The organism is Bradyrhizobium sp. LA2.1, from assembly GCF_040547725.1.
Lineage (GTDB): Bacteria > Pseudomonadota > Alphaproteobacteria > Rhizobiales > Xanthobacteraceae > Bradyrhizobium > Bradyrhizobium barranii.
In genome coordinates this window covers 269,978-296,677 of sequence record NZ_JBEPQI010000004.1, presented here as the reverse complement: position 1 = coordinate 296,677, position 26,700 = coordinate 269,978, and the positions used below count along the sequence as shown (strand labels likewise).

The window sequence follows — 26,700 nt, the reverse complement described above, 5'->3', positions numbered from 1 at the left end:
CAGTACACTCCGCTCGGCCACCTTCCGGGGAGGGGATATGAATTCACATTTCGGACTGCGTGCGTTGATTTGCGGCGCACTGGTGTCGCTGGGTGCGATGTCGCTCGCGCGCGCCGAAGGCACCTACGAGATTCCGGCCGGCGCGCATTTCAATCAGGACAAGCTCGCCAAGGTCAGCGAGTTCTTCAAGAACGAGGTCGCGACCGGCAAGATCGCCGGCGCGACAGTGCTGATCAAGCAGCACGGCAAGCCCGTCTTCCGCGAAGCCTTCGGCGTGCAGGACGTGGTGAGCAAGGCGCCGATTACGGACCAGACCATCTTCCGCCTGTTCTCGATGAGCAAGGCGATCACCTCCGTCGTTGCGGTGCAGTTGATCGAGGACGGCAAGATCAAGCTCGACGATCCCGTCTCGAAATACATTCCGTCCTTCGCCAATGTGAAGGTCGGCGTCGAGAAGAAGGCCGACGACGGCACCAAGTCGCTCGAACTCGTGCCTCTGAGCCGGCCGATGACGGTGAAGGATCTGATGACGCACACGTCTGGCGTCACCTATGGCTTCTACGGCGACAGCCTGGTCCGCAAGGCCTATCGCGACGCCAAGATCTACGACGGCGATTTCGATCTCGCCGAGTTCGCCGAGCGCATCGCAAAACTGCCGCTGCACAACCAGCCGGGCGCGCTGTGGCAATACGGCCATTCCACCGACATTCTGGCGCGAGTCATGGAGGTCGCAACCGGCAAGCCGCTGCTCGAGATCGAGCGGGAGAAGCTGCTCGATCCGCTCGGCATGGTCGACACCGGCTTCTTCGTCACCGCGCCCGAGAAGCAGAAGCTTCTGGCGCAGTCGGTGCCGAATGACGCCGATTTTCGTGTCGGCCGGATCAATGATCCGACGGTTGTCAAAAAAATTCAATTCGCCAGCGGCGGCATGGTTACGACCATGGCGGACTATGAGCGCTTTGCGCAGATGCTGCTCAATGGCGGCAGCCTCGACGGCAAGACCATCCTCAAGCCCGAGACGTTCAAGCTGATGGTGACCGACCAGGTCGGCCCGACCTCGGGGGTCAGTCGCGACTATTTCTATTTCCCCGGCGACGGGTTCGGCTTCGGCCTCGGCCTTGCGGTCCGCACCGATCCCGGCAACGCCAAGCCACCGCCGCCCGGCGATCTCGGGGAATTGAAGTGGGACGGCGCCTCCGGTTGCTATTTCGTCATCGACCCCAAGCAGGACATGTTCTTCGTGCTGCTGGAACAGACCCCGACCGAGCGCCAGCGCGTGCAGCGGACATTGAAGCAGTTGGTTTATGAAGCGATGGAGAAGTGACATGTTCGGGCGCCGCGCGCTGATCGCGGCGCTCGTTCTTTTGTTCGGTGCAGGTGGTGCGCAGGCGGGCTCCGAGGGGCGCGCCCACACTTTCTCGCCAGAAGGTCTGGCAAAGGTTTCCGACTACATCAGGAGCGAGGTCGCAGCCGGTACGTTTCCGGGCGCGATCCTGCTGCTCCAGCAGCACGGCAAGCCGGTCTACTACGAGAATTTCGGCGTCCGCGATGTCACCACCGAGATCTCGATGAGCGCGGACACGATCTTCCGGCTCTATTCGATGTCGAAGCCGGTCACGACAGTCATGGCGATGATGCTGGTCGAGGAGGGCAAGCTCTCGCTCGACGATCCCGTCGCAAAATACATTCCGGCCTTTGGCAAGATGAAGGTCGGTGTCGAGACGAAGGCCGAGGACGGCAAGGTTGCGCTGGCGCTGGAGCCGCTCAGTCGCTCCGTGACGATCAAGGATTTGATGCGCCACACTGCCGGGCTGCCCTACGGCTATTATGGCGGGGGCTTGGTGAACAAGCTCTATGCCGACGCCGGTCTCTTCGACAACAAGGCTTTGACCAACGCCGAACTCGTCGCGAAGATCACCACGCTTCCGCTCGCCGAACAGCCCGGCACGAACTGGGACTATGGCCACTCCACGGACGTGCTCGGCCGCATCGTCGAGGTCATATCGGGGAAATCGCTGTTCGAGTTCGAGAAGGAGCGGCTGCTCAATCCGCTCGGGATGACGGACACTGCATACTATGTCGCCGATCCTGCCAAGTGGCCGCGCATCGCCGAGCCGATGCCGCAGGATCGCGCGATCAGCCCGATGACACAGGTCCGCGATCCCCGGAAACCGCTGAGGTGGGAGTCGGGCGGCGGCGGCCTTGTTGGTACGGTCGGTGACTACGCGCGCTTCTCGCAGATGCTGCTCAACGGCGGCAGCTATGAAGGCCGGCGCTATCTCAAGCCCGAGACCATCGCGCTGATGGCGTCGGATCATATCGGCCCCGCGACGAAGATCGCGCGCGATCAGAATTACTATCCGGGCGGAAGCTCCGGCTTCGGCCTCGGTTTCGCGGTGCGCACCTCGGTGCCATCAGGGACATCGTGGCCGCTTGGCGAATATCGCTGGGACGGCGTCGGCGGCACCTTCTTCTTCATCGATCCCGAAGACGATCTGTTCGGGATCTTCATGGTGCAGACCCCCTCGCAGCGCGGGCGCATTCAGCTGGCGCTGAAGACGCTGATCTATCAGGCGATGGGGCGGTAGCTAGCCGCCTTCGTAGCCCGGATGGAGCCAACGGGTCGGCGCGAAGCGCCGCCCGATGACAGGCTCCGCGCAATCCGGGAAAATCTTTCCGCGAGGCGAAGACCCCGGATTTCGCTGCGCTCCATCCGGGCTACGGACTTACGCCCCGCGCACGATCTCTCTGACGTATCCGATCGTTTCCTCGACCTGGGCCGCATTGACGTCGAGATGGGTGCAGGCGCGGATGCGGCCGTCCATCATCGCGAGCGTCACGCCGCGCTGGCGCAGTGCGGCGACCATCTTGTCGCCGGCAATTCCGGCGCCATCAGGCTTGAAGAACACGAGATTGGTCTCGGGCTCCTGCACCTCGACGCCTGCGATCTGCGACAGGCCGCGGGCGAGCGCGCGCGCGTTGGCGTGGTCGTCGGCGAGGCGATCGACGTGATGATCGAGTGCGTAGATGCAGGCGGCCGCGCAGACGCCGGCCTGCCGCATCGAGCCGCCGAGGCGCTGCTTCCACTGCCACACCGCGTCGATGAAGGCGCGGGTGCCCGCGAGCACGCCGCCGATCGGCGCGCCCAGGCCTTTGGAGAAATCGATCCACGCCGAATCCCACCCCGCCGTCATGTCGCGCGGGGAGATGCCGCTTGCGACGGTGGCGTTGAGCAGGCGCGCACCGTCCATGTGGGTGACGAGGCCGTGCTGCTTGGCGATCGCGACGATCTCGTCGAGCGCTGCCTTCTTCCAGATCGTGCCGCCGCCGATATTGGCGGTCTGCTCGACGCTGACGACGGTCTGCGGCGGCTGGTAGCGCGTCCGCGGATGCAGTGCCTTGCGAAAGGTCTCCGGCGTGAACTGGCCGTCGGGTCCCTTGAGCTGGGTCACCTGGAAGCCGCCGATCGCGGCATGCGCGCCGCCCTCGCGGGCGATGATGTGCGCGCTCTCGTGGGCGAGGATCTCGTCGCCGGGACGGCAATGCACCAGCGTCGCGGTGACGTTGCACATCGTGCCTGAAGGCATGTAGACCGCGGCTTCCTTGCCCATCAGCGTGGCGACGCGCTCGCACAGCGCATTCACGGTCGGATCGTCGCCGACCTGCTCGTCGCCGACCTCTGCCCGCGCCATCGCCTCGCGCATCGCAGCCGTCGGCTTGGTCTGCGTGTCCGAAAGCAGATTGATGCGCACCGGCGGCGCCTTGGGATCGATCGGGGGAGGGGTATAGAGCATCAACTTGCTCCCTGAGGGGAATGGCACTCGCTCGCGGTCAGCGAGCTCTGGGTGGACGCCGGGCGGCGTGACGAAACCGCATAATAACGATTTCTGTCTCGGTCACACGATAATCGATCAGATAGGGATAAGGGTTGACCGGCAAGCGACGGACGTATGCACGCGTAGTCGTTCGCCCTGCGTGGGGGTAGGTCTCTAGCAATGCTATGAGAGCGACAATGCGGCCGCGCACGTGGCCTGCGCCTTGGGGCGAGTGCGCCTCGATGTAGGTCAGAATTTGGTCGATTTGGGCGAGCGCCCGCTTCGTATAGCGGACCTTCACAGGCCGTGCTTCGCCCACATCGCGCGGACTTCGTCGGCGCTGGCCAGCTCGCCGCGGGCGATTTCGGCTTCGGCCTCGGCGAGATCTGCCTCTTCCGCCGCCGTCAGCTGGATTGGTGGCTGATCGACCCCGGCAAGCTCAAGCAGGGTCCGCGCCAGTTCGTCCTGCTCTGAATCGGGCAGGCCGGAAACTTTGCTGAAGGCCTCTTCCAGAAGACGAGTCATGCTCAACTCCGCGATGTGCAATCATAGCACAGATGGCCTGAGACATGGGAATCGCCGGCTCAAACAAAAAGGCCCCGGTGAACCGGGGCCTTTGAATGTCGTTCTGCCGAACTATTAGCGCGAATAGAATTCGACGACCAGATGCGGCTCCATCTGCACCGGGAACGGCACGTCGGAGAGGCCGGGGATGCGCACGTACTTGGCGGTCATCTTGCCGTGGTCGACTTCGAGATAGTCGGGGGTGTCGCGCTCGGGGAGCTGGCTGGCTTCGAGCACGTGGGCGAGCTGCTTGGAGGCTTCCTTGACCTCGATCACGTCGCCGATCTTGAGCTGGTAGCTCGAGATGTTGACCTTGCGGCCGTTCACCTTGATGTGGCCGTGGTTGATGAACTGGCGCGCGGCGAAGATCGTGGAGACGAACTTGGCGCGGTACACGACCGCGTCGAGACGACGCTCCAGGAGACCGATCAGGTTCTCGCCGGTGTCACCCTTGAGGCGGCTCGCCTCGACATAGATGCCGTGGAACTGGCGCTCGGAAATGTTGGCGTAGTAGCCCTTCAGCTTCTGCTTGGCGCGCAGCTGCACGCCGAAGTCGGAGAGCTTGCCCTTGCGGCGCTGGCCGTGCTGGCCGGGGCCGTACTCGCGGCGGTTGACGGGGCTCTTCGGGCGGCCCCAGATGTTCTGGCCCATACGGCGATCGAGTTTGTACTTCGCCTCACTGCGCTTAGTCATCGCGTCCTCTTCAGGTACATGGTTTGAGGAAACGCGCCCTCCTGTGTGACGGGCTAGGCCCGGCACTGACAGGTCCGATCCCCAAAGCTTAAGGGAGAGGACCACGGGTCGCGAAACGCTTCGCGGGCCGAAATCGGCCCGCGAGCAGGCGGCTTTTAGGTGAGTTTGGGCCGTTCTGTCAATGCGAATAGCCCCGAAATCATGTCCGGACCGCCCGGATCGGCTTCGGCCCGGCCGCGCGCAATTCGGCAGCGATTTCAGTGTTCAGGACCTGTTCCAGCCGGGTCAGGACCCGGGCTATGGGGGCGGCGTCGGTCACCCGGTGGTCCCAGCGGATCACGACATGGATGGTTTGGTCGGGCTCGACCACCCCATAGCTGACGATGAACGGGCCCGGCGTGATGGGATGGAGCTCGCCACCGCCATAGGCGGCCACTGAGCTCACCGCAAAACTGCCGAACCAGTTGCCGCGCTGTCGGCCGAAATTCAGCCCGACCGCCCAGCACAGCCGCCGCAGCGGCAGCGGCAGGCGGGTGGCCCGCATGATCTTGCGGAACATCGGGATATCGTCGACCGGGGCCGTCTTGGCACGCCGGATTTCGGCGTCCACCGCGGCCAGCGCCATGGCTTCGGGAGCCGCGATTCGCTGCGGCATCACGCATTCCTCGCCGTCTTGGACCCGGGCGATCGCCACCGACGCCACGCTATTGGGCAGCTCGTAGAGCGACGGCCAGGGCCATTTGGCGTAGACGGTGCGCAGGACCGGCTCGTCCCTGGCGACCAGGGCAAAGGCTTTGACGAACATCGCGGCCCAGCCGGCGGGCGCCATCGTTCCGGCACGCGCCTCCAGCAGGGGGCGGATATTGAGGGGGCGGGAGAGCGAGACGAATGGCACGTCCATCGACGCCCGCATGAGGTCGCAAATCAGGCGGCGCGGCAGCGAAATGGTCTTGGACGTCCCGCGCATGGGTCTTTCGGTTCCTGCGGACTAAAGTATGTGCAGCGAGCGGGTGGCCCGCTCGCCGCGTGCTCTAGCACGAACCAACCCGCCTGGGGCCGGTCGGTTTGCCGCATCAGGGCGCCGGCGAGGCCAGCGGCTTGGTTTTGTCGACGATGTAAACCCCAAGCACTTTCATGGCCTTGTCGCCATGAGCCTTGGCGTCGTGCACGACGCCTGCCGGGATCTGGTAGGAATCCCCGACTTTCAGGGTTTTCTCCGGCTGGCCGTCGATGAGGAGATTCAGCTCGCCTTCGAGCACGTAGCCGGTTTCGACCCCAGGATGGGTATGGCGTCCGGCCGCGCCGCCCGCCGGGACCTCTGCGATGGCGGTGACGGTGTTGTAGCCGTCGGGAAATTCGACCTTCTGCAGTGGGGTCCGCTTGATGCCGGTCTGCTGGGCGAAGGCTGCGAGGGCAAGGCTGGTAAAGGCGAGAGCGAGCAAAGTCTTTTTGAGCATGGTTCTTCCTCCCTGGAACCGCCGACCCTAGCAGCGCCGCAGTTCCCGGCAAGGCCGCGATCGGCTCGTTCAGCGCTTGATTCCCTCGAACGCCGCCATGATGCCGCGCTGGAACAGCGACCAGTCGAAACCCAGCGCGATCGCGCGATAGCCGCGATCGACCAAGGCGTTGGCCTGGTCTGCGGTGCGGGCGACGCCACCGATCGGCACGCCGCTTTTGAGGATGCCGGCCTCGGCGCGGGCGACCAGCTCCAGCAATTCCGGATCGTCCATCTGCCCGCGCTTGTTGATGGACGTCGCGAGATCGCCGGGGCCGATCACCGCGACGTCGATGCCCGGCGTCGCCATGATCTCGTCGATGCGATTGACGGCCTCGACATGCTCGATGGTGATCATGCAGATCATCTCGTCGTCGGCGCTGGCCATGTAGTCCGGCATCGACTGGCCCCAGCGGAACGGCGCGTGGAACGGACCCCAGAGACGATCGCCGCGCGGCGGATAGCGCACGCTGCGCACCGCCTTCTCGGCTTCGGCGCGATTGGTGATCATCGGGAAATTGATGCCGAAGGCGCCGATGTCCATCGGCGCTTTCGCAAGCCACGGCTCGTTCGCCGCGATCCGCACCAGGGGCGTGCATGGCGTGCCTGTCGTGGCCGCAATCATCGCATGCGCTTCGGTCAAGCCAATCGGGCCATGCTCGAGGTCGACGATGATCCAGTCGAGCGAGCGCGCCATGATCTGTACGGTCTGCACGCTCGGGATCGTCGCGATCGCGCCAAAGGCGGGGCGCCCCTCGCTCCAGAGCTGGCGGAGACGGTTGAGCGGCGCTGCGGGGACCGACATGGAATGACCTTGCGCAAAAGTGACGACGATGAAGCCTAGCAGCGCGCCGTGTCTGCGAAAAGTCAGGCCAGCGCGCGGCCGCCGAAGAACGGCGTCAGCGTGGCCGAAAGCCCGTGCACGCGGTTCGAGGTGAAGATCATCTCGGCGCCGGACTGCGCGATGCCGCCGATTTGCGCGCCGAGCAGGTCGGAGACGCGGCGGGCGATGGCGGGCGCGGGGTCAATCCATTCGACCGGCCAGGGCGCGAGCGTCTTCATCCGGTCGAGCAGCAGCGGATAGTGCGTGCAGGCGAGCACCACGGTGTCGGTGCGCGATGTCGCGTCCGCGGGATCACCGACGAAGCAGGGGGCGAGTTCGGCGAGGATGTCGCCGTCGCTGATCGGATGGCCGCTGAGCGCGGCTTCCGCCAGCGAGGCGAGCTCGGGCGAGCCGACCAATGTCACCTCGCAACCCAGCGCGAAATCGCGGATCAGCGCCTTGGTGTATTCGCGCTTCACCGTGCCCTTGGTGCCGAGCACCGAGACGCGGCGGCTCTTCGACTGCGCGCAGGCGGGCTTGATCGCCGGCACGGTGCCGACGAAGGGCAGGGAATAAGCGGCGCGTAAGTGAGATAGGACCAGGGTGGACGCCGTGTTGCAGGCGATGACGACGAGGTCAGGATCGTGGGTGCCAATCAGTTCGCCCATCAGTGGCACGACGCGGGCGATGATCTCGTCCTCGCTGTGGTGGCCATAGGGGAAGAAGGCATCGTCGGCGACATAGACGAAATGCGCGTCCGGGCGCGCAGCTACGACCTCGCGGAGCACCGTGAGTCCGCCAAGGCCGGAATCGAACACCAGGATCGTCGGGGAATAGGTCACGTCGCTACCTTAAGGGCACCATGGTTACCATTCGGTTTTTGGGGCGGTTTTGCGGCGGGGCCCGCTTGGGACCAATTTGGAACGATTCAATTTCACGGTTGCCGCAAGTTCCCGCTATCAGCAGCTGCGCTGCGGACGGGGACATATCCGCAAAACTCCGGAGAGCCGACATGATCAGAAATACCAGTAACGGCTGGGGCAGCGTTTCCCGGTGGCTGCACTGGATTTTGGCGCTGGCCATCCTCGCCATGATCGGCTTCGGCTGGTGGATGAACCACATCCCGGCGCGTCCCGACCGCTTCTTTTACCGCTCGATCCACGCCGATATCGGCTATGTGATCCTGCTGCTGACCGTGCTGCGCCTGGTCTGGCGCGCCGTCAACCCGACGCCCGCGATGCCGCCTGAAACCTCGCGCTGGCAGAAGATCGCGGCCCATGTCAGCCACGGCGCGCTCTATCTCGTGGTCATCCTGGTCGCGATGCTGGGCTGGGCGCATTCCGGGGCGCGTACGCCGGATTATTCCGATTTCTTCGGCCTGTTTCACGTGCCGCAATTCACCTCTCCCGACCGTGCGGCGGCGGGCGCCTATGAGGACCGCCACATCCTCTTTGCCTATGTGCTGCTGGCGCTGATCGCGATTCACGTGGTCGCTGCGCTCTGGCACCACTTCATCCGCCGCGACCGCGTCGTGGCGCGGATGGTGGCGGACGAGGCGGGGTAGGACGGTCCCTCCACGTCGTCATTGCGAGCGCAGCGAAGCAATCCAGAGTCTTTCCGCGGTGGCAGTCTGGATTGCTTCGCTGCGCTCGCAATGACGGGTTAAGATGCGGCGTCACGGCAGGTCCAACTCACGGTCGCAGGAGACGCCATGCTCACCGTCCACCATCTCGGCAAGTCGCAATCCGAGCGCATCGTCTGGCTCTGCGAGGAACTGGGAATTCCCTACGAACTGAAGCGCTACGCGCGCGATTCCGTCACCATGCTGGCGCCGCCCGACTACAAGGCGCTGCATCCGATCGGGAGTGCGCCCGTCATCACCGACGGCGATCTCGTGCTCGCCGAGTCCGGCGCCATCGTCGATTACATCATGGCCAAATTCGGCGATGGGCGCCTTGCGCTCCGCCCTGATCATCCTGATTTCGCGCAGTTCCTGTACTGGTTTCACTTCGCCAACGGCACGCTGCAGGCCGGCATGGGCCGGCTGATGATCCTGAACCGGCTCAAGCTTGCCGAGGACAATCCGATGCTGGTCGCGCGCAGAGGGCGTACCGACCGCGCCTTCGACCTGGTCGATGCGCGTGTTCGCGACGCCGAATATCTGGCGGGCGACACCTTCACCACCGCCGACATCATGATGGGCTTCTCGCTCACTACGATGCGCTACTTCCAGCCCTATGACCTGTCGCGCTGCCCGAACGTGGTGAACTATCTCGGCCGCGTCGGTGCCCGCCCGGCCTACCGGCGCGCGATGGAGAAGGGCGATCCGGGAATGGCGCTGCTGCTGAGCTGAGCCGCGGCGCCGTTCACGCGATCCGGTTCGTGGTCGTTGACCGCTCGCTCGCCAGCTGCTTCTGCAAGCGATCGATGTTTTGCAGCAGGCGCTGGCTGGTCAGCACCAGGAAGTAATAGCCGAACTGCGGGTCCTGAAAATAGATCTCGAGCAAGCGGTCATAGGTGATCGTCAGCACCTGTCCGTCCTCGACGCATTCGATCGTCCCGGTGCGCCGGTTGTCCGGCGTGAGGAAGCCGAGCTCTCCCATGAGAGCTCCGGGCCCGATCTCCACATTGATCTCCTTGACCAGGAACTTGCCGGTGACCGTGAGGAGCATCTCCTTGGCGGGATCGCCCAGTTTGAAGAGCGTATCGCCACTGCGATATCTGCGCTCGGTCATGAACGGCTTGAGCCACTCGATCGACATGTCGCCTTCGGCCGCATGGCGCGCCTTCTTGACCAGCTTGAGCATCTGCCGCAGGCGCAGGGCGTTGATCGGAAGCAGCAGCAGATAGAGGAGGAAGGTCGAGACGTTGGCCGAGAGCGCGCCGAAAACGGCGAAGAACGCACAGCCGACCATGTTGGCGACGCGCAGCGGCACCATCGTCCGCATCAGGAGGGTGGCGACGAAGAAGCCGGCGCCGACCGCGGCGAATAGATTGGCCAGCGTAATGTTTTGGACAAAGATCTCCAGCAACCGGTTGAAGATCGCGTCGTAGGTGACGTTGTTGGGATCGAGGCCCATCTGGACCAGGATCTTTGCGATCCTGAGGTTGTCCGTCGCCGCATCCAGAATGCGGTCGAGGATCGAGGAAATGTCTGCGCTGCCGGACGGCATGTACTAACCCCGCGTAAGGCCTTCAGTCCTGGTCGGTATGCTCGACACGTATAGCCGAAATCGAATGACGACCGCTTGAAATGAAGCCTTCGGCCGCCATGCCGCAAGAGGCAAATTTTAGCCTGATCGGGCGTTTCGGCAATTGCCCGTTGGTTGTGCGCATGGCCATGGCGCGCCCGTGATTCGGGGCCCCGGGGGGCGCGGGCTTCCGCGTCGTGGCCGTGGCGCCCCGACGGGGCGGGGGCGGAGCGCGACCGGCCCTTACGGCTTGGCGGCGGGTTGCACGACCTGCTGCTCGACGAGGTCGAGGTGCCCCGGCAGCGAACCGGCGCGCAGCAACATCGCGACGCTATTGGCTTCCTCCAGGGTGAAATTGCCGGAGATCTGGCCCGAGCCGCCGGTGATCGGCTCGCGGATCACGGGGGCGGAGATCACCTTGCCGTCGAGCACGATGGCGAAGGGCCTTCCGATGTTCTCCTCGGTGACGTGGGCAAAGCGCCGCGTGCCGCGGCCATTGAAACGGAACGAGGCGATCGGGTCTTTCGTGCCGCTGGCAAATCCCGGGCCGGCATAGCTGATGTCGTCGCCGTCGAGTGCGCTGTCCCTGGCGACCAGGTAATGGCGCTCGTCCTTGAAGCCGGGCAGGACTTCGGTGCCCGTGGGCGGCGTGCCGGATTGCGCCTGCTCCGCGGGCATCGAGAGGTCGATCAGGCGGAAGCTGACCTTGACCTTCCTGGCGAAGACCGCGGTCACGCGGGCGGGCTCCATCATGCCCGGGATGAAAATGCGGATGCGATCCGTGCCATCCGGCAGGACGCTGGCGAGGTTGATGCCGGCATCCTTGAGGCGCTGCTCGATCATGGCGATGGAATCTTCGACGAGATCGCGCAGCCGGGCCGCGGATGCGGCATCGGTCGGCGCGAGCCTGACCAGTCCGTCGCCGCCGTCGGTCACTGTGAGTGCATGCGATGGCAATCCCTCCGCGGCCGACGCGAGCTTGCGTGCGAGCTGTTCGCGGCCCTTGGCATCCGCGATCTTCACCTCCACGCCGGCGTCGCGGATCGCAAGACCGGAGAAGGCGATCTTGCCCTCGCGCAGGGTCTTGTAGACATCGTCGCGCAAATCCGTGACGACGCTCTCGCGCAAGCCGTCGGTATCGACCTTGTAGACGATGCGCGAGCCGCCCAGCTTCTCCATCTTGTCGGCGACGAAGGCGGCGATCCTGGCACGCATCTTGTCGAACTGGCCGTCCTCGGCGCGCGCCGCGCGGGGCAGGACGATCGCCGAAGTCATAATCGCTGAAGTCATGATCGCCGAAGTCACGGCGAGCGCGACAATCAGCCGTGTGACGCGATCCCGCGGGGGCGTGGTCATGATTTCCTCAAGTCTTGCGGCAGGACGCTGGCAGGGGAGTCCGATGCATGTTCTTGGTCCCCGGATCGGGCGGGGAGGTTCAATGGCCTCGAAGACGCGTGCTACGGCCGTAGCCGTTCGGCCATGGACGAACGCTCAATCATCCATCATTCTGTCAGCGCTCGACCGGCCATCGGCCGAGGCCTCGCCGACCAAAATGTCAAAAGACAGGGGGCGGGGAAATGCATCTGAGGGAGGACGGAATTCCATGGCGGGCATCCACGCGCTCGATCGGTTCATCGGCAACGACTATCCGGACTTCGCGACGGACGCAGAGGTCCGGGCGTTCGAGCAGGTCCCTTACGCCGATCGCGTCGCGGCCGAGAGCACTTATGACGCCATCAGGCTCGGTGCGGCGCGCAATCCCGACGGGGCCGCGATCCAGTTCCTGCAAAACGCCGATCCGGCCGATACGCCTGTGATGGTCACCTATCGCGATTTCGTCGCGCGCGTCACGCAGGCCGCCAACATGTTTCACGCGCTCGGCGTCGAGAAGGGCGACGTCGTCAGCTTCATGCTGCCGCTGGTGCCCGATGCCTTCGTGACGCTGTTCGGCGCTGAGGCCGCGGGCATCGCCAATCCCGTCAATCCGCTGCTCGAGCCGCACCAGATCGCGGAGATCCTTGAGGCCGCGAACACCAAGATCCTGGTGGCGCTCGGGCCGATGCCGGGCACCGACATCTGGCAAAAGGTCGAGCAGATCCGTCCGCAGCTGAAACACCTCAAGGCGGTCGTGCAGGTGTTCGGCGGAGGCGATCCGGACAAGGGCATCTTCGCCTTCAACGACCTGATCAAGCAGCAGCCGTCCGACCGGCTTATCAGCGGGCGCAAGATTCAGGGTGGCGACATCGCGGCCTATTTCCACACCGGCGGCACCACCGGCACGCCGAAGCTCGTGCGGCACACCCACGCCAATCAGGTCTATCAGGCCTGGGCGCTCAATCTGCTGCTGAAGTCGAAGCCCGGCGCCAACATGCTGTTCGGCATGCCGCTATTCCATGTCGGGGGATCGCTGACGCAGGTGCTGCTGACGCTGTCCGCCGGCGGCTCATTGGTCGTGCTGTCGCCGAGCGGCTGGCGCAACCCGAATTCGGTGAAGAACATCTGGGGGCTGGTGGAGCGCTTCAAGCCCGAGGCGCTGTCGAGCGTGCCGACGGTGCTGGCGGCGACGCTTGCGGTGCCGCCAGGCAATGCGGACATCTCCAGCCTGAAATATGCCGCCGGCGGCGGCTCGGCGATTCCCGTCGCCGTCGGCTCGGCGATCCAGGAGAAGCTGAAGCTGCCGGTGGTCGAGGTCTACGGCATGACCGAGACCTCGAGCGTGCACACGCTCGCTTATCCCAGCCGGCCGATCCGGCTCGGCTCGGTCGGTCTTCCCATGCCTTACGCGCGCGTGCGCATCGTGCAGCTCGATGCCGACGGTCGCCTGATCCGCGACTGCGCAGCCGACGAGATCGGCGTCGTCATCATGGCCGGGCCCGGCGTGTTCGGCGGCTATCTCAACGACGAGCACAACAAGGGCGCGTTCGTCGACGAGGTCTGGGTCAACTCCGGCGACCTCGGACGTCTCGATGCCGACGGCTACCTCTGGATCACCGGCCGCGCCAAGGATCTCGTGATCCGCGGCGGCCACAATATCGATCCGGCGCCGATCGAAGAGATCATGTTTCGCCATCCCGCCGTCGGCTTCGCCGCCGTGGTTGGCCAGCCCGACGCCTATGCGGGCGAGCTGCCGGTCGGTTACGTGCAACTGAAGCCGGGCGCGACCATTCAGCCGGGCGAGCTCGAGTCGTGGGTGCGCGAGCGGACGCCGGAGCGCGCCGCCGTTCCAGTGCAGGTCATTCCGATCGACCCGATGCCGGTCACGGGCGTCGGCAAGGTGTTCAAGCCGCAGCTGCGCTGGGACGCCGCGCAGCGGGTGTTCACCAAGGTGCTGTCGCCGATCATCGCGCGCGGCATCGACTGCAAGGTGAAGGTCGGCGCGCATGGCAGCCACGGCTCGATCGCCACTGTGACGCTCGCGGGCCTGCCGGCAGACCAGCGCGAACTCGTCGCTGGCGAGGTGCACACGCTGCTCGATCCGTTCGTGATGCGGCACGAGGTGGTGCAGGCGTAGGTAAGGGCACGCGAGGCTTGCGCGCCTCGCCGCGAGCGCGCATCATCCTCTCAAAAAATGGGGGGAAGCCGATGCCTGAACTCTCTCGCCGCCATCACCTTCAACAATTGTCGGCCGTGTTCGGATCCGCTGCGCTGTCCGGATTGTCACGGCCGGTATGGGCGTCAGAGCCGGACATTCCGCCGGAGGGCATCGGCAAGGGCATCAAGCATATCTCGTACAGCGACGTCGGCGGCCGGCCCGACACCGTGCAGGTGATGTTCAACCGGCAGCACGTCTATGTCGGACACATGTTCAGCGACGGCGTGACGATCCTGGACGCGTCCGATCCGCGCGCACTGAAACCGGTCAATTTCTTCACTGCCGGGCAATACACCCGCACCCACCATCTGCAGGTGGCGGAAGACCTGCTGCTGCTTGCGAACGGCGCCAACATCGTCGCGATGCAGTCCTACGACAGCATGCGCGGCTATTTCGAGAATTCGCTCGCCGACAGCATCACCAAGGCCAAGAAATTCCGCTCCGGCCTGTCGATCCACGACATCTCGAAACCGGGCGAGATGCGCGAGGTCGCGTTCCTCGAAATGCCGGGCTTCGGCATCAACCGGCTGTGGTGGCCCGGCGGCCGCTATGCCTATGTGTCGGCGCATTTCGACGGCTTCACCGACCACATCCTTTGCGTGGTCGATCTCAAGACCATCACCAAGCCGGAGATCGTCGCGAAATGGTGGCTGCCGGGCATGAACCGCGCGGCCGGCGAGCCGGCGACGCCCAAGGGCAAGCGCTTTGCGCTGCATCACATGATCACGGCGGGCGATCGCGGCTATGCCGCCTGGCGCGACGGCGGCTTCACCATCCACGACATCGGCGATCCCGCCAATCCGAAGCTGCTCTCGCACATCAACTGGTCGCCGCCCTTCGCCGGCGGCACGCATACGCCGCTGCCGCTGCCGAAGCGTCAGCTCGCCATCGTCGCGGATGAAGCCAATGCGGATCAATGCGCCAAGGGCCTGTTTCATACATTCGTGCTTGACGTGCGCGCGCCGCAAAATCCGGTGCCGATCGCGACGCTGCCGACGCCACGCGATCGCGACTTCTGTGCGAAGGGCACCTTCGGTCCGCATAATCTGCATGAGAACCGCCCCGGCTCCTTCCAGAGCGAGGAGACGATTTTCGCGACCTACAACAATGCCGGCGTCAGGGTGTTTGACGTCAGGGATCAGTTTGCGCCGAAGGAGATCGCGTATTGGGTGCCGCCGGTACCGAAGAAGCTGATCGATCCCCGGCCGAACGTCGCGCTCGCAGCCAAGACCTGCGATTCCTATGTCCGGCCTGACGGGCTGATGTTCGTGTCGGACTGGAATGCCGGAATGCACGTGCTGCAATATCAGGGGTAATCGCCGCGCAGCGGGAGTCGGCGACTTGTCCACCGTGGCCACCTCTTCCGATCGGGCGACGCCTCGCCGTTACCCGCGGATCGCCGCATTGGCCCTTTCGGCCGCGCCCGTCATCGCATCCTTGGCCGATTTCGCCCCGTTGACCACTTCATTCACGCCGATCATGAAGGCGTCCAGGATCAGTCTCGATTGCGGATGGAAAAGAATCGCCTTGGCGCGGTCGACGTCGGCATTCTGCAAATTGATCAGCGCCGCCTCGGCGGCCTGCGAACCGAACGCCTTCCTGAAGCCCTCGCTCGACCAGGCCGACACGCGTGTCGTCGCCAGCCCTGCTGCAGCAGTCTGCAGCGAGGTCGCCTTGCTCGTCGCCCAGAGCAGGAACAGGAAAGCCGCGCGCTTGTTTCGCGATTTGGAATTGATGCACGCCTGCCAGTGCGACATGAAGGGGACGGGGCCGCGACCGGCGAGATGCGGAAAGGTTGCAAACCCGGCCTGCTTGGCGACACGGCTTTTCGCTGGATTGGAAATGTCGGTCGCGAAGTTGCTGCTGTCGATCGCCATGGCCGTCCGCCCCTGCAGGAAGTCGTCCAGCACGTGGTACCATTCGTAGCTGCCGACGCCGGCAGGCCCGGCCTGACCGAGCAACTGTCCGTACATCTCGACGGCCGCGATCCCCTCCGGGCTCGCGAAAACGACCCTGTTGTGCTCGACCATGGCCCCACCGTAGGAGAACAGGAAGCCCATGGCTGGCGGGGAGGAATTGCCGCTCGCCTGGGCCCGCATCGCGATCCCTGACATCCCGTTGCTCTTGACCGCCTTGGCGGTGACAAGCAGCTCGTCGAAAGTCTGGGGTACCGGCTGGTCCTTGGCTGCCAGCGCATCGCTGTTGATGAACAGGGTCGTCGCCTCTGAGGTAATCGGGACCGCGTACCGTTCGCCGTCCGACCACAGCGGGAAGGCGCGGGCCGTCTTGAGCAGGTCGCTCTCGTCATACCAGGCGGGGTCGGTCAGCGACTTCATGGAATAATAGCCGTTCAGTGGCTCCGCCCATCCGTTCGTGATGCCCTGGCCATAGGTCGTGAACATGAAGACGTCGGGCGTGCTACTGCCGCGAGCGAGCCTGATCGGCAGCGCGCCGAGGTAGGTGGTTTCCAGCTGGAAATCGATGGTGACGTTGATGCCGGTGAGGATGGTGAACTCCGGCAACAGCGGCGCGATCGCGTTCGACCACGGATGGATCGCACCCGAAAGTGCGATCGTCTGTCCCGCAAATTGCTTCCAGTCGATCGCGGCGTTGGCGTTAGCCGCAGCGGAATCCTCGGCAAAGCCCCATCGCGGCAGCGCGGTCAGGCCCGCGCCAGCCGCCCCCAGTCCCTTGATGAAACTGCGGCGGCTCGCCGGATGGCTCAATGAGTTTTCACCCTGTGCCATGATGATGCTCCTTGAATTAACCAAGGGCATTCATCCATAGCACACGCACGGTGCCGCAGTCCTGCGACATCACGGCCCGACCTCTGGCGTATCCGATGAATGTCGGGTTCCCGACCTCCTTATCCGTGCTATTGTCCCATCATGCTCTGGCGTCGGCACCAGAACACGCGCGGTCACACGAGCATCGAAGACCCACGGCCAATGTCCGTTCCTGTTCGGGCCCTGCCTCTGCGATGGTTTGCTCGTCCGCTGATCCTTGCGGTCGCAGTGCTTGTGACCCTGTTTGCCGCGACCAGCTTCCTCGGCCTGCAATATTGGCAGGAGCGGCAAGCAGCTCATCACTTCATCGAGCATAGCCGCCAGGTCCTCGAAACGCTTGATCGGCTGCGGGCGATCGTCGCGGAACTGGAGACTGAAAGGCGCGGGTATCTCATGACCCTCGACCCCGCCTATCTCAAGGCCTACGGCGTCTCTGACGAAAGCGTACGGCGCGAGGCTCAGGCGCTGCAGATGTTGGTGGCGGATGATCCGTTGCAGGGCCTTCGGGCCGGACATCTGGCGCTGACCGTTACAGCCACGCTGCGCGAGATCGACGAGCTGCTGAAGACGGCCGGCACGTCCGGGCTGGCCGCGCTGGCAATGATCCGCAGCATGGACGAGATCCGCTCGCAAATCGACCAGATGGTGGATCACGAGCGCTTTCGGCTCGCCGGCCGGGAGGCGCGCGCAGAAGCATTCGAGCAACGCTGGACCTGGCTGATCGCCGGCGCCGTTGTCCTCGTCGTCGCGCTGGCCGCAGCGGCGCTGGCGCTCGCGCGGCTCGAAGCGAAACGGCGGCGGGAGGCGACCGAGGAGAACATCCAGCTCCAGAGTGATCTTGCAGCACGGGATATCAAGATCAGGCGCCTGTTCGATGCCAACATCATCGGCATCATCATCTGGGAAGTCGAGGGGCGCATTCTCGAGGCCAACGATGCCTTCCTGCGCATCGTGGGATACGACCGGGAAGATCTCGCCGCAGGGCGCCTGCATCGGACCGACCTCACGCCGCCGGAATGGCGCGACCGCGACTTGCAGACCGTGACGGAACTGAAGCGGGTCGGGACGGCCCAGCCATTCGAGAAGGAGTATGTGCGGAAGGACGGAAGCCGCGTTCCGGTGCTGATCGGTGGGACCATGTTCGGAGAAGGTACGGATCATGGCGTCGGCTTCGTCCTCGATCTGACGGCTCTCAAGCGGGCGGAAGCCGAAGGCCGCGAACACGAGCGGCGCTACCGTGAAGCGCTGATGGAGCTCGCGCACGCCAATCGCGTCACCACGATGGGACAGCTAACCGCTTCGATCGCCCATGAAGTCAATCAGCCGATCGCCGCGATCGTGGCGAACGCCGAGGCCGGGCTGAATTGGCTGGAGGCGCGACCGCCAAACCTGGAGCGGGTTCGACAGACCCTCGACTGGATCACCGGTGATGGTATGCGAGCCGGCGACATCATCGGCCGGATCCGGGCGCTCATCAGGAACGCGCCCCCGCAAAAAGAGACCCTGGAGATCAACCCGGCGGTGCTTGAGGTCATCGCGCTGACACGCAGCGAAGCGTTCAAGAACGGCGTCTCGGTGCGAATGCAATTTGCGGAGGGCTTGCCGCCGATTCAGGCCGACCGGGTTCAAGTTCAGCAAGTGGTGCTCAACCTGATCGTCAACGCGATCGAGGCGATGGCCGCGGTCGGCGAGGGGGGACGGGAGTTGCTGATCAGCACCGGTCGGGATGCATCCGACGGCGTCCACGTCACCTTGCGGGATTCCGGTCCGGGGCTGGATCCGAAGAACGTGGATCGCCTGTTCGAAGCCTTCTACACCACCAAGCCCACAGGCATGGGGATGGGTCTCGCCATCTGCCGCTCGATCATCGAGGCGCATGGCGGGCGGATGTGGGCCGGCGCAAACGAGCCGCGGGGCGCCTTCTTTCAGTTCACCCTGCCTCTCGCCTCAGACGAGACCGCATCCAGCCCGCTGGAGACGGAAGAGCCAACGGGGCAACGCTCTGCGGCTCGATGACGGGCTCCGCGTTGCGTGGCCCTTTGGCGGCAATGTCGCCCGGGCCACGGCTGCCGCGAAGCGACGCTAGCCCGCCGGCATCCGCGTCTCCACCAGGCGCGCCCAGTAGGAGGCGCCGTGGCCGAGGATGTTGTCGTTGAAGACATAGGCCGGGTGGTGGCACTCGTTGCCGTCGCCCATGCCGACCAGGATCATCGCGCCGGGACGCGCTTCCAGCATGAACGAGAAGTCCTCGGCGCCCATCATCGGGATGAACTTGTCGTTGACGCGCTCGGCACCGACGATGTCGCGGGCGACGTCGGCGGCAAGGCCGGCCTCGCGCGCATGGTTCATCGTCACCGGATACATCCGCGTGTACTTGGTCTCGGCCGAGCCGCCATAGGCGCGGGCGACGCTTTCGGCGACCTCGCCGATGCGGCGCTCGACGAGATCGCGCACTTCAGGATCGAGCGTGCGGACGGTGCCGCCGAGCTCGGCGACTTCAGGGATGATGTTGAAGGCCGTGCCGGAGTGGAATTGCGTGATCGAAATGACGGCGGACTTCAGCGGATCGACGTTGCGCGCGACGATCGACTGCAGCGCGTTGACGATCTGCGAGCCGATCAGCACGCTGTCGACGGATTTGTGCGGACCGGCGCCGGCGTGGCCGCCCTTGCCGTGGACGGTGATCTGGATGTTGTCGGAGGAGGCCAGCATCGCGCCGGGCGTGGTCGCGAAATGGCCCTCGGGCAGGCCCGGCATGTTGTGCATGCCGTAGACCTCCTGGATGTTCCAGCGCGTCATCAAGCCGTCCTCGACCATCGCCTTGCCGCCGCCGCCGCCTTCCTCCGCAGGCTGGAAGATCATGATCGCGGTGCCGTCGAAATTGCGCGTCTCGGCGAGATATTTGGCGGCACCGAGCAGCATGGCGGTGTGGCCGTCATGGCCGCAGGCGTGCATCTTGCCGGGAACCTTGGAGGCGTAGGCGACGCCCGACGTCTCCATGATCGGCAGCGCGTCCATGTCGGCACGCAGCCCGATGGTCTTGCCGGAGGCCGACTTGCGGCCGCGGATCACGCCGACGACACCGGTCCGGCCGATGCCCGTCACCACCTCGTCGCAGCCGAATTCGCGCAAGCGATCGGCGACGATGCCGGCGGTGCGATGGACCTCGTAGAGCAGCTCCGGGTTCTCATGGAAGTCATGGCGCCAGGCGGCCATTTCGTCGGAGAGGGCGGCAACGCGGTTGACGATGGGCATGAGGGGATCCGTTTCTTGTTCGTGGGGTAGGTTAGCGTAGCGTAACCCACCGCCGTGTCACGAGGAATGGTGGGTGATGCCTGCGGCTAACCACCCGGCAGTTTCTACGGACGCGCGCTCAGCTCTCGCCGAACACGCGCTTGAAGATCGTGTCGACATGCTTGAGGTGATAGCCGAGGTCGAACTGCTCCTCGATCTCGGCGTCGGTGAGATACTTCTTCACTTCAGTGTCCTTCTTCAGGAGCTGGAGGAAGTCGCCTTCGCCGCGCCAGACCGGCATCGCGTTGCGCTGCACCAGCTTGTAGGCATCCTCGCGGCTTGCGCCCTTCTGGGTCAGCGCCAGCAGCACGCGCTGCGAATGCACGAGGCCGCCGAGGCGGTCGAGGTTCTTCTGCATGTTGGCGGGATACACCAGCAGCTTGTCGATCAGGCCGGCGAGGCGCACCAGCGCAAAGTCGAGCGTCACGGTGGCATCCGGGCCCATCATGCGCTCTGCGGAGGAGTGCGAGATGTCGCGCTCGTGCCAGAGCACGACGTTTTCCAGGGCCGGCGTCACATAGGCGCGGACCATGCGGGAGAGGCCGGTGAGGTTTTCCGACAGCACCGGGTTGCGCTTGTGCGGCATCGCGGACGAGCCCTTCTGCCCTTCGGAGAAGAACTCTTCGGCCTCCAGCACCTCGGTGCGCTGCATGTGGCGGATCTCCACCGCAATGCGCTCGACCGAGGAGGCGATCACGCCAAGCGTCGAGAAATACATCGCGTGGCGGTCGCGCGGGATGACCTGCGTGGAGATCGGCTCGGGGACGAGGCCCATCGCCTTGGCGACGTGCTCTTCGACGCGCGGGTCGATCTGCGCGAAGGTGCCGACGGCGCCGGAGATGGCGCAGGTCGCGACTTCCTTGCGCGCCGCGATCAGGCGCTCCTTGGCACGTGAGAATTCGGCATAGGCATAAGCAAGCTTGAGGCCGAAGGTCACAGGCTCGGCGTGGATGCCGTGGCTGCGGCCGATAGTCGGCGTCATCTTGTGCTCGAAGGCACGCTTCTTCAGCGCGGCCAGCACCTTGTCGAGATCGGCGAGCAGGAGGTCGGCGGCGCGGGTGAGCTGGACGTTGAGGCAGGTGTCGAGCACGTCGGAGGAGGTCATGCCCTGGTGCACGAAGCGCGCTTCGGGGCCGACGATTTCGGCAAGGTGGGTCAGGAAGGCGATGACGTCGTGCTTGGTCTCGCGCTCGATCTCATCGATGCGGGCGACGTCGAAAGTGGCGTCCTTGGCCTTGGCCCAGACCGTCTTGGCGGCTTCCTTGGGGATCGTTCCGAGCTCGGCGAGGGCGTCCGCCGCGTGCGCCTCGATCTCGAACCAGATCTTGAACCGGGTCTGCGGCTCCCAGATCGAGGCCATTTCCGGGCGGGTATAGCGGGGGATCATCAGACTGCTCCAGGAAGGTGAGCGGGCGGCCCAAGGGGGCGGCGACCGGCCAAAATGCTTTTTACGCCGTGATTTAGCAGAGCGGGCAGGGCGAAACAAACGATCTGGACCCCGGGCGAGGGGGATCGGCGAGCTATCCACCGCCCCCGGAACTAGCCCAGGCAGAGGCGACGCCGCCCGCAAAAATTAACTGTCAATCACGGATCATTGACTGACAGATATTGAAATCTGTCAGCGAGACGTGTATATCCGTTCCCGGACGCTCCGATTGGGCGTCCCGCGGTGACCCGCCCAGGGAGCCCAGGTCCGAAACACTTGCGGATCGCGGGACACAAGGAGGTGGGGACCGCGGACGAATGGAGACTTAAGACAATGACGACCGAAATCATCAACTTCACCGGAACGATTGGGCATTGGCTCAATTTACTGGTTGCGCGCCAGATCGCGGCGCAGGCTGCAAAACTGCCTCATTAAGGCGAGAGCTTTCCGAAACGACCGGCACGGGCGCTTCGGAAGCAGCTCCATCGCCGGGTAACTGAGCCCTCAACGGGAACATGGTGCTGGCATGAATGAAGCCGTGATCTTGACGCCGGAGCGGATACTCGAAGTCACCGAGGACGTTCTGCGGCGCTACGGACTCGCCAAGGCCACCGTGGTTGACGTTGCCCGTGCGCTCGATGTGAGCCACGGCAGCGTCTATCGCCATTTCCCGAGCAAGGCCTCGCTGCGCGAGGCCGTCGCCAAACGCTGGCTGGATCGCATCGACGCGCCGTTGCTGGCGATCGCAGAGGAGCAGGGGCCGGCGCCGGCGCGACTCGACCGCTGGCTGCGTACGCTGTTCGCCGCCAAGCGCTCGCGTGTGCTCGACGATCCCGAGATGTTCGACACCTATCTGACGCTGGCGCGCGAGGCTTGCGCCGCCGTCAAGTGCCACAAGGACACCATGATCGACCAGATCGCGTCGATCCTGACCGACGGCGTGAAGCAGGGCGTGTTCGAGGTGGGCGACGTCAAGGTCACCGCCCGCGCCATCTTCGATGCCACCGTCCGCTTCCACCACCCGGCACATGCCGACGAGTGGAAGGACGCCGATCTGCCCGCTCGTGTCGATGCGACCCTGGCGCTGGTGCTGCGCGGGTTGAAGGCGGCCTAGACCGACACGGTCCCGCCAAAGCGTGTAACTGTCGATTCAGCCTTTCGCCTTGTGCAAAAGGGCCTCCTCGCGAAGGGCAGGCGAGCGGGTCGATTGCCTTCCGTTGGAGGATGGGACAACCGGCGGGCTCTCCGGATATGTGTTCACCGCGATTTCGACGGCGTCCTTTGACCGCTTCCGAATGCGGTAGAATGTAAGCTCCTGATCGAGTGCGGGGCAGCGGAAGTGGACGACGGCCGTATCCGGCAAGCGGCAGAGTTCGTCGATGAGCTCGCCCACGGTGAGGAGCGGAGGATCGACGACCGTTCGGTGCATGGCCTTACTCATGGCGCAACTCCTTCACTCTGCTGCTAACCAAAGCGCGACGGTGTCGGTTCCATTCCGCTCGCCTCACGCGCTGGATAAAGGCGCGAACTGCGCGCGCTAGAGCGCGGATCCCGACCGCAGGCCGCGCGACCGCAAGATGCCGAACGGGTCTTCACGCCCGGCCAGTTTCCGATATGTCGCAAGGTCGTCAAGCGTCGGACCTTCTCCGCGTCGGACATTCCCACTCGTTCCAACCGGAATCGACGTGCCGAGGCCGGCATAGAGATAGCTGTCGCCGAACGCCTTCTTGAGCGCGGCAAAAGTCGGCTCACCGGTGCAATGCCCCGGTGCTACGGCGTCGACCTTGAACCTGTCCTTGAGAGCGGTAACGACTTTCGCGATTGCATCGTCAGGCGCCACGACCAGATGAAATCCGCCCACGATGAGATGAATCCTGGGATTGATCCCGGTCGCCGCTTCGACAATGCGCTCGATCCCGGGGTGCGAACAACCGACCAGAAGGACTACGCCTTCTGCGGTGTTGACGGCCAGAGACAGCTCCTTGAGCTCTCTTGTCCCGGGCGCGTCGGAGATCAGCGAAATCAGCGTGATCCCAGGAGCAATCTCGGTCGTCTGATCGATCAGTTCGAAGTTTGCGGTGGCCCATGCCGAGCCGAACTTCATCACCGCTGGGGGCTTGCCTCCGTAGTACCGCATCTCCGGCGGCAAGGCCTCGTCTTTCCGGAAGAAGCCGGAAGGCAGCGAAGAGCCGTAGATGCCAAATCCTTCTTTCGGCGCGTAGATCTTGACGGTCGGATTGACGCTCAGGACGTAGGACAAACCCGCCATATGATCGGAGTGGCGGTGCGAAAGAACAACAAAGTCGAGGTCCGAGAGGTTGACGCCCCTGGCCTTCACGTTTGCCGCGAAGATCTCGGGGTCGTTACCGGTGTCGAACAGGATGCGTTTTCCCGCGACTTCGACAAGGGCGGAAAAACCCCAGTCCTTTGTCATCGCGTCATTTGTGCCGAAGGCGTCATAAAGAATGGTGATCTGGTCTTTCGCGTCGGCTGCTGCGCTCTCGGTGGTTCCGATCGCGAAAACGTTGAAGGCGATCAGTACGGCAAGAAGACTGTCCCTGATCTTCATGGAAGCGTCTCCTGTTGTCGTGCGAAACATACAACGGGAACGAGGGCGGCTTCGAAAGAGCCGGGCCAAAAGGCTCGCGTCAAGATCGGAGCCCAACAGACATCCACCGGCGGTCTCGCGCCGGATGCCGTGGCTGCGATCGAGCCTAGCACAATCCGAGAGCGACTGGAGACCTTCGTTGGAGCGGCCGGCCGGAACCGGATAGGCGTCCAGCCGCGAAGCCCTAGATCCTCGTCAGCCCGCAGCTCGCCGCCAACCGCACAAGCTGTGCATCGGTGCGCGCACCGGTCTTGGTCTTGATCAAATAATGATAGTTCTGCACCGTCTTGACGCTGAGATTGAGATGCGCAGCAATCTGCTCGGTCGTCGCGCCGCCGGCGAATTGGCGCAGGATCTCGATCTCGCGCTCACCCAGTTGGTCCAGCGCCGAGCCCGCCGACAGGCTGTCCTCGGCCAGGATATGTGCGATGTCGTCGCTCATGGCGCGCTCGCCGCGCGCAACGCTGCGGATGGCGGTGACGACCGCGGAGGGTTCGCTGCTCTTGGTGACGAAGCCGCTGGCTCCGGCGCTGAAGGCGGCTTTCACCAGCACGGCCTCGTTGTGCATGGTGAAGACGAGGATGCGCGCCCGCGGGCTGCGCGCGCGGATGTTGCGGATCGCCTCCAGCCCGCTCGCGCCGGGCATCGAGATATCCAGCAGGACGACATCAGGGTCGTGCGCCTTGAAGGCGCCGTAGGCGTCGGCCGCGTTGTCGGCTTCCGCCACGACATGGAGATCGCCCTGGCTCTCCAGCACGCGCCGGTAGCCTTGCCGCACGATCGGATGATCGTCGACCAGCAGCACGGAGATGCCTGTTGCCGCGACCTCGCTCATGTCGGCCTCACGCTGCGAGCGGGATGGTGGCGGCGACGCTGAGGCCTCCTCGCGCAGGCAGGATCGACAGCGATCCGCCGGCCGCCGCGACCCGCTCGCGGATGCCGGTGAGACCGAAGCCGGTCGACTGCGCCACGCGTGCCGCGTCGCCGCCGCCGTCGTCCTCGACACGGATCAGCAGCGCGTCGTCGTCACCGGCGCGCCGCTCGATGCGCAAGGAGATTTCGCGCGCCGAGCTGTGGCGCAGTGCGTTGGTCAGGCATTCCTGCGCCACGCGATAGGCGGTGGTGGCGGCCGGGCCGCTGATGTCGGTGAGGTCGCCCCTGAGATCGAGCCGGATGGTCGGCTGCGCTGCGCTTTGCGAGCGCCAGCTGTCCACCAAATTGACCAGGCTGGCCTCGAGCCCGAGCTCCTCGGGCAGGGGATTGCGCAGGCGTTTGAGCGCATCGCGCAGCGAGGCCATCAGATGATGGGTGGCCTGCGAGATCATGCGCGCGTCCTGCGCGATTGCGTTATCCTTGCTCTCCTTCGCGCTTGCGGTCTCGATCGTGTTGGCGAAGGCGAGGATGGCGGAGAGATTTTGGCCGAACTCGTCGTGCAGCTCGCGGGCGAGCGCGCGGCGTTCGTCGTCACGGATCTCGATCAGCCGCCTTGTCAGCGCCGCGCGCTGTTCGGTGGCTTCCTCGAGCCGGCCGCCGAGCTCGCCGACGGCGCTGCCGATCATCGCCAGCTCCATGGAGCGGAAGCGCGGCAGTTTCGTGCGATACTGGCCCCGCGCCATGCGCTGGAGCGCGGCGACGATGGTGCGCGCCGGCGCCAGCGCGTGCGCGATGGCGAGCGACGCCAAGAGCGCGATCGCCGCCGCCATCAGAAGCGCGACGTCGACCACGTTGAGGAGATACTCCCAGGCAAGCGAGATGGCCGCTGCGGCATCCGGCGTCGCGACGACCGTTCCGGCGGCTGCCGCGCGGGGACTGACGGGCCTTATCACTTCGGCGTGGCTGCCGAGGAAGATGGGTACGATCGCGGTGAACCAGTGCGGCGGCGTCTTGCCTAGCCCCACGCTCTGGCCGCAGAGCGGCCGTTCGAATGCGATGGCCGGCTGGAACTCGACGCAGACGCCGGGCGAGATCAGCTTCATCGTCTCCAGGGTGCGCCACTCCGGAACCGGCAAGAGCTGCTCGCGCGTTCTGCTGCTGCGCAACAAGAACTCGTGCCAGTACAGCGCCTGAAGCGCCTGCGCGACCCGCTGCGCCGAGGCCGCGGTCGCCCGGTCGACGCTGCGATAGGCGTCGAACGTGGCCCAGACGGTCGCAGCGCCAAGGCAGAGCGCGACGATGAGAAGCAGACGGGCGACAAGCTGAAGCACGAGGCGCATGCGATCACCCTCAACGTTTGGTAAGGTCAGCCTAACAACGCCGCCGCGCCTTGCCAATTGCGGGGTTTGGGCCGGATTGCAGCTCGGGCAAATTTCCCAAGCCGGATTGGGCATGGCTCTTTGGACCGCGCGCGGCGGCTTTGATCTAATCGGGGTGGAATCGTTGCAGGCCAATGCCTGCAAGCCAGGAGCAGTGCAGC

Annotated in this window: 25 protein-coding genes; 8 read left to right on the top strand and 17 right to left on the bottom strand. The window is 64.8% G+C overall.

The genetic code is table 11. The annotated features are described in order from the left end of the window. Window positions 1-37 precede the first annotated feature (37 nt). Together ABIB95_RS09375 and ABIB95_RS09370 are read left to right on the top strand one after the other, a co-directional pair. Window positions 38-1,324 (top strand): serine hydrolase domain-containing protein, encoded by a 1,287-nt coding sequence (locus ABIB95_RS09375; protein WP_354238874.1) that lies wholly within the window; start codon window positions 38-40, stop codon window positions 1,322-1,324. A gap of 1 nt (window position 1,325) precedes the next feature. Further along, the gene (locus ABIB95_RS09370; RefSeq protein WP_354238872.1) at window positions 1,326-2,588 is read left to right on the top strand and encodes a serine hydrolase domain-containing protein; all 1,263 of its coding nucleotides are present in this window, start codon (window positions 1,326-1,328) and stop codon (window positions 2,586-2,588) included. Window positions 2,589-2,726: 138 nt separating this feature from the next. Here ABIB95_RS09370 and ABIB95_RS09365 read toward each other — a convergent pair whose 3' ends face one another. From ABIB95_RS09365 to murI, 8 genes are all read right to left on the bottom strand, one after another. Further along, a complete protein-coding gene (locus tag ABIB95_RS09365) occupies window positions 2,727-3,794 on the bottom strand; it encodes a threonine aldolase family protein (RefSeq protein WP_166091264.1) in 1,068 nt (355 codons plus the stop codon). Between the two features lie 37 nt (window positions 3,795-3,831). Beyond that, on the bottom strand, window positions 3,832-4,116 hold the full coding sequence (locus ABIB95_RS09360) for a type II toxin-antitoxin system RelE/ParE family toxin (protein ID WP_080669598.1): 285 nt from the start codon (window positions 4,114-4,116) through the stop codon (window positions 3,832-3,834). Continuing rightward, window positions 4,113-4,340, bottom strand: coding sequence for a hypothetical protein (locus ABIB95_RS09355; RefSeq protein ID WP_028147480.1), 228 nt, complete (start codon window positions 4,338-4,340; stop codon window positions 4,113-4,115). The genes ABIB95_RS09360 and ABIB95_RS09355 overlap by 4 nt, the downstream gene beginning before the upstream one ends. 114 nt (window positions 4,341-4,454) lie before the next feature. Then, complete coding sequence (rpsD, locus tag ABIB95_RS09350) at window positions 4,455-5,072, bottom strand: 30S ribosomal protein S4 (protein WP_028147479.1); 618 nt, start codon at window positions 5,070-5,072, stop codon at window positions 4,455-4,457. A 199-nt stretch (window positions 5,073-5,271) separates the two neighbouring features. After that, a complete protein-coding gene (locus tag ABIB95_RS09345; protein WP_354238870.1) occupies window positions 5,272-6,039 on the bottom strand; it encodes an acyltransferase in 768 nt (255 codons plus the stop codon). Window positions 6,040-6,145: 106 nt separating this feature from the next. Further along, window positions 6,146-6,529 (bottom strand): cupin domain-containing protein, encoded by a 384-nt coding sequence (locus tag ABIB95_RS09340; protein ID WP_354238868.1) that lies wholly within the window; start codon window positions 6,527-6,529, stop codon window positions 6,146-6,148. A 69-nt stretch (window positions 6,530-6,598) separates the two neighbouring features. Then, a complete protein-coding gene (locus ABIB95_RS09335; protein WP_247309353.1) occupies window positions 6,599-7,372 on the bottom strand; it encodes an HpcH/HpaI aldolase family protein in 774 nt (257 codons plus the stop codon). 62 nt (window positions 7,373-7,434) lie between these two features. Further along, window positions 7,435-8,232: a glutamate racemase gene (gene murI / locus ABIB95_RS09330; RefSeq protein WP_354076265.1), complete on the bottom strand. Its 798-nt coding sequence runs from the start codon at window positions 8,230-8,232 to the stop codon at window positions 7,435-7,437. Window positions 8,233-8,402: 170 nt separating this feature from the next. On the opposite strand from murI, the gene ABIB95_RS09325 reads away from it, so the two are divergent. Further along, window positions 8,403-8,954: a cytochrome b gene (locus ABIB95_RS09325; protein WP_354238865.1), complete on the top strand. Its 552-nt coding sequence runs from the start codon at window positions 8,403-8,405 to the stop codon at window positions 8,952-8,954. 147 nt (window positions 8,955-9,101) lie between these two features. After that, window positions 9,102-9,743: a glutathione S-transferase family protein gene (locus tag ABIB95_RS09320; RefSeq protein ID WP_354238863.1), complete on the top strand. Its 642-nt coding sequence runs from the start codon at window positions 9,102-9,104 to the stop codon at window positions 9,741-9,743. Window positions 9,744-9,756: 13 nt separating this feature from the next. Here ABIB95_RS09320 and ABIB95_RS09315 read toward each other — a convergent pair whose 3' ends face one another. Together ABIB95_RS09315 and ABIB95_RS09310 are read right to left on the bottom strand one after the other, a co-directional pair. Then, the gene (locus ABIB95_RS09315) at window positions 9,757-10,563 is read right to left on the bottom strand and encodes a Crp/Fnr family transcriptional regulator (RefSeq protein ID WP_071912420.1); all 807 of its coding nucleotides are present in this window, start codon (window positions 10,561-10,563) and stop codon (window positions 9,757-9,759) included. Between the two features lie 261 nt (window positions 10,564-10,824). Next, the gene (locus ABIB95_RS09310) at window positions 10,825-11,937 is read right to left on the bottom strand and encodes a SecDF P1 head subdomain-containing protein (protein ID WP_354238861.1); all 1,113 of its coding nucleotides are present in this window, start codon (window positions 11,935-11,937) and stop codon (window positions 10,825-10,827) included. 247 nt (window positions 11,938-12,184) lie between these two features. Between ABIB95_RS09310 and ABIB95_RS09305 the strand changes: the two genes are divergently transcribed. Further along, the gene (locus ABIB95_RS09305) at window positions 12,185-14,092 is read left to right on the top strand and encodes an acyl-CoA synthetase (RefSeq protein ID WP_354238859.1); all 1,908 of its coding nucleotides are present in this window, start codon (window positions 12,185-12,187) and stop codon (window positions 14,090-14,092) included. A gap of 71 nt (window positions 14,093-14,163) precedes the next feature. Continuing rightward, window positions 14,164-15,489, top strand: coding sequence for an LVIVD repeat-containing protein (locus tag ABIB95_RS09300; RefSeq protein ID WP_354124515.1), 1,326 nt, complete (start codon window positions 14,164-14,166; stop codon window positions 15,487-15,489). Between the two features lie 69 nt (window positions 15,490-15,558). On the opposite strand, the gene ABIB95_RS09295 is transcribed toward ABIB95_RS09300, so the two are convergent. After that, on the bottom strand, window positions 15,559-16,920 hold the full coding sequence (locus ABIB95_RS09295) for an ABC transporter substrate-binding protein (protein WP_354238857.1): 1,362 nt from the start codon (window positions 16,918-16,920) through the stop codon (window positions 15,559-15,561). A gap of 201 nt (window positions 16,921-17,121) precedes the next feature. Here ABIB95_RS09295 and ABIB95_RS09290 point away from each other — a divergent pair, with 201 nt between their 5' ends. Continuing rightward, window positions 17,122-18,975, top strand: coding sequence for an ATP-binding protein (locus ABIB95_RS09290; protein WP_166353247.1), 1,854 nt, complete (start codon window positions 17,122-17,124; stop codon window positions 18,973-18,975). Window positions 18,976-19,041: 66 nt separating this feature from the next. On the opposite strand, the gene ABIB95_RS09285 is transcribed toward ABIB95_RS09290, so the two are convergent. Then, window positions 19,042-20,214: a M20 aminoacylase family protein gene (locus tag ABIB95_RS09285; protein WP_085404318.1), complete on the bottom strand. Its 1,173-nt coding sequence runs from the start codon at window positions 20,212-20,214 to the stop codon at window positions 19,042-19,044. A gap of 118 nt (window positions 20,215-20,332) precedes the next feature. Beyond that, on the bottom strand, window positions 20,333-21,640 hold the full coding sequence (gene purB, locus ABIB95_RS09280; protein WP_014494164.1) for an adenylosuccinate lyase: 1,308 nt from the start codon (window positions 21,638-21,640) through the stop codon (window positions 20,333-20,335). A gap of 565 nt (window positions 21,641-22,205) precedes the next feature. Between purB and ABIB95_RS09275 the strand changes: the two genes are divergently transcribed. Next, window positions 22,206-22,793: a TetR/AcrR family transcriptional regulator gene (locus ABIB95_RS09275; RefSeq protein ID WP_247309366.1), complete on the top strand. Its 588-nt coding sequence runs from the start codon at window positions 22,206-22,208 to the stop codon at window positions 22,791-22,793. Window positions 22,794-22,829: 36 nt separating this feature from the next. On the opposite strand, the gene ABIB95_RS09270 is transcribed toward ABIB95_RS09275, so the two are convergent. From ABIB95_RS09270 to ABIB95_RS09255, 4 genes are all read right to left on the bottom strand, one after another. Then, window positions 22,830-23,120 (bottom strand): hypothetical protein, encoded by a 291-nt coding sequence (locus ABIB95_RS09270; RefSeq protein ID WP_354096174.1) that lies wholly within the window; start codon window positions 23,118-23,120, stop codon window positions 22,830-22,832. A 96-nt stretch (window positions 23,121-23,216) separates the two neighbouring features. Then, window positions 23,217-24,248 (bottom strand): MBL fold metallo-hydrolase, encoded by a 1,032-nt coding sequence (locus ABIB95_RS09265; protein WP_354239100.1) that lies wholly within the window; start codon window positions 24,246-24,248, stop codon window positions 23,217-23,219. Between the two features lie 223 nt (window positions 24,249-24,471). Beyond that, entirely contained in the window at window positions 24,472-25,122 is a 651-nt protein-coding gene (locus ABIB95_RS09260; RefSeq protein WP_028158452.1) for a response regulator, read from the bottom strand. Window positions 25,123-25,129: 7 nt separating this feature from the next. Next, a complete protein-coding gene (locus ABIB95_RS09255; RefSeq protein ID WP_247309368.1) occupies window positions 25,130-26,500 on the bottom strand; it encodes a sensor histidine kinase in 1,371 nt (456 codons plus the stop codon). Window positions 26,501-26,700: the final 200 nt, after the last annotated feature.

Bases quoted from the DNA above. Each gene is read 5' to 3' on its own strand.
- ABIB95_RS09320 (WP_354238863.1), top strand. From the start codon at position 9,102: ATGCTCACCGTCCACCATCTCGGCAAGTCGCAATCCGAGCGCATCGTC.
- ABIB95_RS09310 (WP_354238861.1), bottom strand. From the start codon at position 11,937: ATGACCACGCCCCCGCGGGATCGCGTCACACGGCTGATTGTCGCGCTC.
- ABIB95_RS09285 (WP_085404318.1), bottom strand. From the start codon at position 20,214: ATGCCCATCGTCAACCGCGTTGCCGCCCTCTCCGACGAAATGGCCGCC.
- ABIB95_RS09315 (WP_071912420.1), bottom strand. From the start codon at position 10,563: ATGCCGTCCGGCAGCGCAGACATTTCCTCGATCCTCGACCGCATTCTG.
- ABIB95_RS09370 (WP_354238872.1), top strand. From the start codon at position 1,326: ATGTTCGGGCGCCGCGCGCTGATCGCGGCGCTCGTTCTTTTGTTCGGT.
- ABIB95_RS09300 (WP_354124515.1), top strand. From the start codon at position 14,164: ATGCCTGAACTCTCTCGCCGCCATCACCTTCAACAATTGTCGGCCGTG.
- ABIB95_RS09340 (WP_354238868.1), bottom strand. From the start codon at position 6,529: ATGCTCAAAAAGACTTTGCTCGCTCTCGCCTTTACCAGCCTTGCCCTC.
- ABIB95_RS09295 (WP_354238857.1), bottom strand. From the start codon at position 16,920: ATGGCACAGGGTGAAAACTCATTGAGCCATCCGGCGAGCCGCCGCAGT.
- ABIB95_RS09270 (WP_354096174.1), bottom strand. From the start codon at position 23,120: ATGAGTAAGGCCATGCACCGAACGGTCGTCGATCCTCCGCTCCTCACC.
- ABIB95_RS09325 (WP_354238865.1), top strand. From the start codon at position 8,403: ATGATCAGAAATACCAGTAACGGCTGGGGCAGCGTTTCCCGGTGGCTG.
- ABIB95_RS09355 (WP_028147480.1), bottom strand. From the start codon at position 4,340: ATGACTCGTCTTCTGGAAGAGGCCTTCAGCAAAGTTTCCGGCCTGCCC.
- ABIB95_RS09290 (WP_166353247.1), top strand. From the start codon at position 17,122: ATGTCCGTTCCTGTTCGGGCCCTGCCTCTGCGATGGTTTGCTCGTCCG.
- ABIB95_RS09365 (WP_166091264.1), bottom strand. From the start codon at position 3,794: ATGCTCTATACCCCTCCCCCGATCGATCCCAAGGCGCCGCCGGTGCGC.
- ABIB95_RS09305 (WP_354238859.1), top strand. From the start codon at position 12,185: ATGGCGGGCATCCACGCGCTCGATCGGTTCATCGGCAACGACTATCCG.
- ABIB95_RS09275 (WP_247309366.1), top strand. From the start codon at position 22,206: ATGAATGAAGCCGTGATCTTGACGCCGGAGCGGATACTCGAAGTCACC.
- ABIB95_RS09255 (WP_247309368.1), bottom strand. From the start codon at position 26,500: ATGCGCCTCGTGCTTCAGCTTGTCGCCCGTCTGCTTCTCATCGTCGCG.
- ABIB95_RS09260 (WP_028158452.1), bottom strand. From the start codon at position 25,122: ATGAGCGAGGTCGCGGCAACAGGCATCTCCGTGCTGCTGGTCGACGAT.
- ABIB95_RS09345 (WP_354238870.1), bottom strand. From the start codon at position 6,039: ATGCGCGGGACGTCCAAGACCATTTCGCTGCCGCGCCGCCTGATTTGC.
- ABIB95_RS09335 (WP_247309353.1), bottom strand. From the start codon at position 7,372: ATGTCGGTCCCCGCAGCGCCGCTCAACCGTCTCCGCCAGCTCTGGAGC.
- purB (WP_014494164.1), bottom strand. From the start codon at position 21,640: ATGATCCCCCGCTATACCCGCCCGGAAATGGCCTCGATCTGGGAGCCG.
- ABIB95_RS09375 (WP_354238874.1), top strand. From the start codon at position 38: ATGAATTCACATTTCGGACTGCGTGCGTTGATTTGCGGCGCACTGGTG.
- rpsD (WP_028147479.1), bottom strand. From the start codon at position 5,072: ATGACTAAGCGCAGTGAGGCGAAGTACAAACTCGATCGCCGTATGGGC.
- ABIB95_RS09265 (WP_354239100.1), bottom strand. From the start codon at position 24,248: ATGAAGATCAGGGACAGTCTTCTTGCCGTACTGATCGCCTTCAACGTT.